This window comes from Nocardiopsis trehalosi NBRC 14201 (genome assembly GCF_001552555.1).
Classification (GTDB): Bacteria; Actinomycetota; Actinomycetes; order Streptosporangiales; family Streptosporangiaceae; genus Nocardiopsis_B; species Nocardiopsis_B trehalosi.
Map to the genome: position 1 here is coordinate 1 of NZ_BCRK01000242.1, position 7,567 is coordinate 7,567.

Annotated in this window: 5 protein-coding genes and 1 pseudogene; 5 read left to right on the forward strand and 1 reads right to left on the reverse strand. The window is 77.9% G+C overall.

The features are described 5' to 3' along the window. Positions 1-361: 361 nt before the first annotated feature. The 4 genes from NT8_RS25995 (at position 362) to NT8_RS26010 (ending at position 5,693) form a co-directional block, all read left to right on the forward strand. On the forward strand, positions 362-1,105 hold the full coding sequence (locus tag NT8_RS25995; RefSeq protein WP_067975093.1) for a class I SAM-dependent methyltransferase: 744 nt from the start codon (positions 362-364) through the stop codon (positions 1,103-1,105). 315 nt (positions 1,106-1,420) lie between these two features. Then, a complete protein-coding gene (locus NT8_RS26000) occupies positions 1,421-2,629 on the forward strand; it encodes a class I SAM-dependent methyltransferase (protein ID WP_067975095.1) in 1,209 nt (402 codons plus the stop codon). Then, on the forward strand, positions 2,626-4,623 hold the full coding sequence (locus NT8_RS26005) for a condensation domain-containing protein (protein ID WP_067975103.1): 1,998 nt from the start codon (positions 2,626-2,628) through the stop codon (positions 4,621-4,623). The genes NT8_RS26000 and NT8_RS26005 overlap by 4 nt, the downstream gene beginning before the upstream one ends. Beyond that, complete coding sequence (locus NT8_RS26010; protein ID WP_067975106.1) at positions 4,620-5,693, forward strand: saccharopine dehydrogenase NADP-binding domain-containing protein; 1,074 nt, start codon at positions 4,620-4,622, stop codon at positions 5,691-5,693. Before NT8_RS26005 ends, NT8_RS26010 begins: the two co-directional genes overlap by 4 nt. Positions 5,694-5,730: 37 nt before the next feature. Here NT8_RS26010 and NT8_RS26015 read toward each other — a convergent pair. After that, positions 5,731-6,480: pseudogene (locus tag NT8_RS26015) on the reverse strand (thioesterase II family protein). 95 nt (positions 6,481-6,575) lie between these two features. On the opposite strand from NT8_RS26015, the gene NT8_RS26020 reads away from it, so the two are divergent. Next, complete coding sequence (locus NT8_RS26020) at positions 6,576-7,496, forward strand: NAD(P)/FAD-dependent oxidoreductase (RefSeq protein ID WP_245646338.1); 921 nt, start codon at positions 6,576-6,578, stop codon at positions 7,494-7,496. Positions 7,497-7,567: the final 71 nt, after the last annotated feature.

A 7,567-nucleotide genomic window follows, 5' to 3' on the forward strand; every position in this document is an offset into this window, starting at 1 on the left:
CCGCCGCGAGCGGCGGGTCGGCGGTCGTCCACAGGGAGCCGCTCCCCGTAGCGCGCGCCCCCTCCTCGGCGGTTGACTGGAATCAGGGGTTCCCCCCGGCACCATGGCCCCCTCCGCCACCGCTCCGGGGTACGCCTCACCATGCCCGGCACCGCCCACTCCTCGCAGGGTGGGAGGGCGGGTAGGGGGAGGGGTGCTGGGGCGAGCCGCCATCGGGTGGTGATGATAACCGTTTTCACTGTAGTGTCGTCGTGGCGCGCGCGGGGCCGCCGAGGGTGTCGGGCCTTGCCGGCGGTCCCGCGCCGCGTCCTCCCCCCGACGCCCTCCGGCGTCCGGCCCCTCGGTGCGAGAGAAGGACGACATGAGTGGACACCGCGACGACTACGCCGTCTCCGGTGAGTACATCGATCTGCTGATCCGCCCCTGGTGGGACGCCTTCGGTCCGGCGGTCGCCGAGGCGCTGCGCGGCCTGCCCACCGGTGACGCCCCGCTGCTGGACGTGGGCGCGGGCAGCGGACTGGGGGTCGCGTGCGCCGTCGCGGAGCTTCCCGGCGCCGAGGTCCTCGCTGTGGAGCCGTCCCCGCTGCTGCGGGCCGTGCTGCTCGCGCGGGCGGCGGCCGACCCCGCCCTGCGCGACCGCGTCACGGTCCTCGCGGCCGACCTGCTGACGGCGCGGCTCCCCGAGCGCGTGAGCGGCGTGCTCGCCCTGAACGTCATCGGCCACTTCGCCCCCGACGACCGCGAGCGGGTGTGGGCCGACCTGGCGAAGCGCCTGGCCCCCGGCGGCCGGATCGTGGTCAACCTCGCCCCGCCGTTCACCCCGACCGACGTCCCCAAGGCGCCCATGGGCGAGGCGCGCATCGGCCGCAACCGCTACGCCGGCCACGCCGAGGCGCGCGCCGACGGGCCGGACCGGATCACCTGGCACATGACCTACGAGGTGCACGGCGAGGACGGCGTCGCGCCGCCGGTCGAGGTCGCGTACCCGTGGTGGACCCTGACCCCGGACGCGCTGCGCGACGAGGCCGCCGCCCACGGCCTGGAGGCGCGCCCGACCGGCCCGGCCGAGGCCGGGCTGTTCGCCCTGGAGGCCACCGCCGCCTGACGGGACGGGCCGGCGCCTCCCTCGGGGGGTGCCGGCCCGCCGAGCGGCCCGCCGGGATGGGGGCCGCTCGCTTCGCCGTGCCCGGCGCCGGTCGGGGCGGGGCGGCGGTCCCGCCTCGGGGACCATCGACCCGCCGGCCCGTCCGGATGCGCCGACGGCTCTCGGGGGCGGCCGGCGCCTGGCGCGGTGCTCCGTCCCCGTGCGACAACCCCGACGCACCCGACATAAGCGGCATATTGTTGCCACGAGAAGAAAATGATAATCATTGTCCATCGGAGTGGCGGTGTGCCCCTCCCCGCAGCCGAAGGAGGCGCCGTGGCCGCGACCGCGGACCCGCCACCCGTACCCGCCCCCCGTGTCCGGGCGGGCGGCGGCCCCGGTGCGGCGGCCGACGCCGCCCACCTCGCCGACGTCGCCCACCGCGCCGGAACCGCCGCCCTCGCCGGGGCGGACACGGCCGCCTTCCCCGCCCTGGTCGACCGGCTCGACCGGGCCGTCCTCCGGTCGATCGCCGCCGTCCTGCACGACACCGCCGGGCGCCGCCTCGGGGCGGCCTGGACCGGCCCCGAGGTCGCCGACGCCATCGGCGCCGCCCCCCGCCACCGGTGGATCCCCGGCCGCTGGCTGGCCGACCTCGCCGCCGCCGGCCTGGCCGAGCGCTCCGGCGACCGCTACGCGCCGCCCCCGCGCCCCCGCCGCGCCGAACTCACCGCCCTGCGCGCGGAACTCGACACCGCCCGGGCCGGCCTCGGCTACCCGCCCGAACTCACCCGCTACCTGCGGTCCACCCTCAGCGCGCTGCCCCGGCTGCTGCGCGACGAGACCAGCTCCCAGGAACTGCTCTTCCCCGACGCCGACCCGCGCACCGCCGAGGTGCTCTACCGCGACAACCCGGTCAACCGCTACCTCAACGCGGCGGCCGCCGCCGTGGTCCGCGGCCTCACCCCGGCCGACCCGGCGGGCCTGCGCGTCCTGGAACTCGGCGCGGGCATCGGCGCCACGACCGCCGAGCTGCTGCCCGCCCTCGCCGGGCGCACCGCCGACTACCTCTTCACCGACCTGTCCCCCTTCTTCCTGGACCAGGCGCGCGAGCGCTTCGCCGACCACCCCTACCTGCGCTGCGAACGGCTCGACTTCGCGGCCGACCTCCCGCCGGGACACGGCGGCCTCGACCTGATCGTCGCCGCCAACACCGCCCACAACGCCCCGCACGCCGGGCGGCTGCTCACCGGCCTGCGCCGCCTGCTCGCCCCCGGCGGAACGCTGCTGCTCGTCGAGACCTGCCGCGAGCACCCGCAGTCGCTCACCTCGATGCCGTTCCTCGTCTCCGCCAACCCCCCGCGCACCGACGCCCGCGCGGGCACCGACCGCACCTACCTGTCGCGCGCGGAGTGGCGCGAGGCCATGGCGGGGGCCGGCCTGCGCCCCGAGGTCGACCTGCCGCCCGCCGGCCACCCGCTCACCGCGCTGTCCCAGCGCCTGCTCACCGCCCGCCGCCCACCCGAGAACCGGAGCCGCCGATGACCCCGCCCACGCCCACCACGACCGCCCCCGACACCGTGGCGGCCGACCTCGCCGCCATCTGGGGCGAACTCCTGGGCCTCGAACCCGACGACGTCCCCACCGACACCGAGTTCCTGCGCCTGGGCGGCGACTCGGTGCTGTCCGTGCGGATGGCGGCCCTGGTCCGCAGGCGCCTCGGCGTCGTCCTCGCGCTCTCCGACGTCACCGTCGAGATCACCCTGGACCGGCTCGCCGACCTGGTGCGGCGCCGCTCCACCGCCGCCGGCACGGTGCGCGACCTGCCCGTCGACGTGGTCCGCCGCGCCGACCCCACCGCCCCGTTCCCGCTGATGCCCCTCCAGCAGGGGTACTTCGTCGGCCAGCAGGGCGGCTGGGAGCTGTCGTACGAGTCCGCGCACTTCTACGGCGACGTGGGCCTGACCGGCGTCGACGGCGACGAGGCGGCCGACGCCCTCACCGACGCCGTCGAGCGCCTGGCCGAGCACCAGCCGACGCTGCGCGCCCGCGTCACCCCCGAGGGCATGCAGTACGTGCTGCCCCCGGACGCCCCGGGCGCGATCCCCGCCGTGCGCGTGTACGACCTGCGCGACGCCACCGAGGAGGAGGCCACCGCCACCCTGGAGCGGGTCCGCGCCGAGATGAGCTCCACCGGCCCCGACCCGGTGCACGGCCCCGGCCTGGACCTGCGCCTCACCCTGCTGCCGGGCGACCGCGGCCGCCTGCACACCGCCATGAACCTGCTGGTGTTCGACGGCTGGTCGGCCACCGTGCTCAACCGCGAACTGCTCACCCTCTCCGCCGACTGGAACGCGGTGCTCCCCCCGCTGGAGATCGACTTCGGCGACTACGTCCAGGCCCTCGGCCGGCTCACCGGCACCGAGGCGTGGGCGGCCGACCGCGACTGGTGGTGGGGGCGGCTGGACGGGCTGCCCCAGCCGCCCGCCCTCCCGCTGCGGGCCGACCCCAAGGACGTGCGGCCGGTGCTCATGCACACCCGCGAGCGCCACCTGGCCCCCGAGCAGTGGGCGGCGCTGCGCGCCGCCTGCGCCGAGCGCGGCGTCACCCCCTCCACCGCCCTGCTCACCGCGTTCGCCGCGACCATGGCCCGCTGGGCCGGCCACCGCGACCTGCTGCTGAACTCCCTCCAGCTCAACCGGCTGCCGGTGCACCCCGACATCCACCGCCTCGTGGGCGCGTTCGCCTCGACCATGCTGATCCCCGTCGAACTGCCCGAGGGCGCCACGTTCGCCGCCGCCGCGACGGCGGTCCAGCGGGTGTTCACCGAGCACGCCGCGCACAACCTCGTCTCCGGCGTGGAGGTGTCGCGGGAGCTGGCCCGGCGGCGCGGCACCACCCGGCCGGTCGGCCCCGTGGTGTTCCAGAGCACGCTGGGCATGGACGCCGCGGTGGGCGACCGCCACCCGTCGTCGGTGGGCCCCCTCGGCGAGATCTCCTTCGCCGACTTCCACCACCAGCTGCGCACCCCGCAGGTGGCCCTGGAGGCGCGCGTCTACGAGCTGAACGACGAACTGGCCGTCGTGTTCTCCCTGGTCGAGGAGTTGTTCACGCCCGAGGAGGTCGACGCCGCGTTCGCCGGCATGGTCGCCCTCACCGAGGCGCTCGCCGACGGCTCCGGCTGGGACCGCGTCCTCGACCTCCCGGCCGCCCGGGAGCCCGAGGGCGACGGCCTGCGCCTGGGCCGGCTCGACGGCGCCCGCGGCGACGACGCGTCCGGGCCGCTCGCCGACGACGTCGAGCGGCGCGTCGCCGAGGTCTGGGAGGACCTGCTCGACGTGCCCGTCCTCGACCGCGGGGCCGACTTCTTCCGGCTGGGCGGCGACTCCCTGGTGGCCGTCCGCGCCCTGGCCCGGATGACCCGCGAGTTCGGCGTCCAGCTGGGCGTGCGCGACTTCCTCGACCTGCCGACGGTGGCGGGCGCCGCCGCCGCCGTCCGCGCCGCGCGCGCCGCCGAGGCCGGGAGCGCGTCCCGGTGACCGGCCCGCTGGTGGGCGTCCTCGGCGGGTCGGGGACCGTCGGCCGGGTGGTGCTCGACCGCCTGGCCGGGTACGGCACGGGCCCGCTGCGCGTCGGCGGCCGCGACCCCGGCCGCACCCGGGCCGCCGCCGAGCGGGTGGGGGGCGAACCGGTGGCGGTGGACCTGGCCGACCCCGCGTCGCTGGCGCGCTTCTGCGCCGGCTGCGGCGTCGTGGTCAACGCCGCCGGCCCCTCCTACCGGGTCCTGGACACCGTCGCGCGCGCGGCCGTCGCCGCGGGCGCCGACTACGTCGACGCGGCCGGCGACGCGGCGGCGCTGGCCGCGCTGGGGCGTGGTGCCCCCGCTGGCCTGGCCGAGCGCAGCGCGCTGTTCTCCGCCGGGCTGATGCCGGGGCTGTCGGGGCTGCTGCCCCGGCTCCTCGCCGAACCCGGCCCGCTGCGGCGGCTGGACGTCTACGTGGGCGGGGCGACCGCCATCGGCCCGCTGTCGGCGGTCGACGCGCTGCTCACCCGCGGACCCGGGTTCGGCACCGCGCTGGCGGCGTGGCGGGACGGCCGCGTCGCGGAGAACGCCCTGGCCCCGCTGCGCTCGGTGGCGCTGCCCGGGTTCCGGCACCCCGTGCACGCCTGGCCGTTCCTGTCGGCGGAGGCGGCGGCGCTCGCCGCCGACCTGGGGGTGGACGAGCTGCGCAACTACACGGTGTACGTGTCGGAGAACATCCCCGAGGCGCTGGCCACCGCCTGGGCCGCCGACGACCGGCCCCTGGAGGAGCACGTGCCCGCCGTCGTCGCCGCGGCCGACGCCGACGTCGCCCTGGACGGCCCCTGGTACACGCTGCTGTTCCACGCCCGGCCGCGCGACCCGGCCCGGGGCGGCCCCACCCGGCTCGTCGTGCGCACCCCCGACTCCTACGCGCTCAGCGGGGTGGTCGCCGCCCTGGCGGCCCACCGCCTCGCCGAGGGCGGGGTGCCGCCGGGGGCGCGCCCGGCGGCGGAGGTGCTCGACCCCCGGGCCGTGCTCGACGCCCTCGCCGCCGACCCGCTGGTCGACGGCGTCGAGCTGGGCTGACCCCGCGCCGGGCCGGCCCCGCGCCGGGGGCGGGCGCTCAGGCGCCCGCCCCCAGTGCGGCCGCGACCGCGGCGACGACCTCGTCGCGTCGCTCGACCAGGTAGAAGTGGCCGCCCGGGAACACCCGGGTCTCCACCCCGGCGCTGGTGGCCGCCGCCCAGCGCACCGCCTCGGCCGGCTCCAGGTCGGGGTCGTCGGCCCCGAGGAAGACGCTGACGGGGCAGGACAGCGGCGCGCGGGCGCGGGGCCGCCAGGTCTCGGCCAGCCGGTAGTCCGCGCGGACGCGCTCCAGCACCGCGGTGCGCAGGGCGGGGTCGCTCAGCACGGCGGCGTCGGTGCCGCCGAGGCGGTCCAGTTCGGCGGCCAGGCCGTCGTCGCCGAGCAGGTGGACCGTGCCGCCGCGCGCGTCCTAGGGCGCCTCGTGCCCGGAGGCGAACAGCCGCACCGGCGCCCCGCGGCCCTGGTCGGTGAGCGCGTGCGCCAGTTCGTAGGCGATCGCGGCGCCCATGCTGTGGCCGAACAGCGCGTAGGGGCGGTCCAGCAGCGGCCCGGCCTCCTCGGCGACCGCGGCGACCACGTCCGCCACCGCGGTGGCGCCGGGTTCGTCCCAGCGGTCCTCGCGGCCGGGGTACTGCACGGCGACGGTCTCGATCCACGGCGGCAGCAGCCGCCCCCAGGGCGCGTAGCCGCTCGCCCCGCCGCCGCCGTGCGGCAGGCAGAGCAGCCGCAGCGCGGCGTCGGGGCGGGGCGCGTGGCGGCGGAGCCAGCGTCCGCGCGGCGGCGTCACGCGGCCGCCCTCGGCGCGCCGCCCGCCCGGCGGTGTGCGAGCATAGTGAAGAAAACGGTTTTCATTACCATTCCTGGAGGTGTCCCTTGTACGACGTGATCGTGGTCGGCGGCGGTCCCGCCGGCCTCAGCGCGGCCCTGGTGTTCGGCCGCCAGCGCAGGTCCGTCCTGGTGGTCGACGGCGGGCGGGTCCGCAACGCCCCCGCCGCCGAGATGCACATGATGCTCAGCCGCGACGGTTTCGACCCCGCCGAACTGCTCGCCATCGGCCGCGGCGAACTCGCCGCCTACCCCTCGGTGGAGGTGCGGCCGGGCACCGTGGTCGCCGCCGAGGGCGAACGCGAGGACTTCACGGTCACCCTGGCCGACGGCGCCCGCGAGCGCGCCCGCCGCCTGGTCCTGGCCACCGGCCAGGTCGACGAGCCCTACGACATCCCCGGCCTGCGCGAACTCTGGGGCACCGGCGTCTTCCACTGCCCGTTCTGCCACGGCTGGGAGGCCTCCGGCCGCACCCTGGCCGTCGTCGCCGCCGACCCCGCCGAGGCCATGCTGGCCGCCTACCTCGCCGACCGGTTCAGCGACGACGTGGTCCTGTGCACCCACGGCACCGAGAAGCTCCCCGACGAGATCACCGCGCGCCTGGAACTGCGCGGCGTCCGCGTCGACACCACCCCCCTCACCGAGATCACCGGCGACCCCGGCGACCTCACCGTCCACTTCGCCGACGGCCGCACCCTGCGGCGCGAGGCCGTCTTCCACAAGGCCCCCACCCGCCAGCACTCCGACCTGGCGGCCGGCCTGGGCGCCGAGATCCTCCCCGACGGCACCGTCCGGGTGGACGAACTGCAGATGACCACGGTCCCCGGGGTGGCCGCCGTCGGCGACACCGCCAAGCTCGCCCCCGTACCCGCCGCCACCACGCTCGTCGTCCTCGGCGCCGCCGACGGCGTCCGGGCCGCGCTGTGGATGGACGGCGACCTGTTCCGCGCCGACCTGGAGCGCGACGGCGCCCCCTGACCCGCCCCGCCGGGCCGCCCCGCGGCCCGGCACCCCCGTTGCGGCGCGGGCGCCCGCCGGCCCCGGCGGAC

Bases quoted from the DNA above. Each gene is read 5' to 3' on its own strand.
- NT8_RS26005 (WP_067975103.1), top strand. From the start codon at position 2,626: ATGACCCCGCCCACGCCCACCACGACCGCCCCCGACACCGTGGCGGCC.
- NT8_RS25995 (WP_067975093.1), top strand. From the start codon at position 362: ATGAGTGGACACCGCGACGACTACGCCGTCTCCGGTGAGTACATCGAT.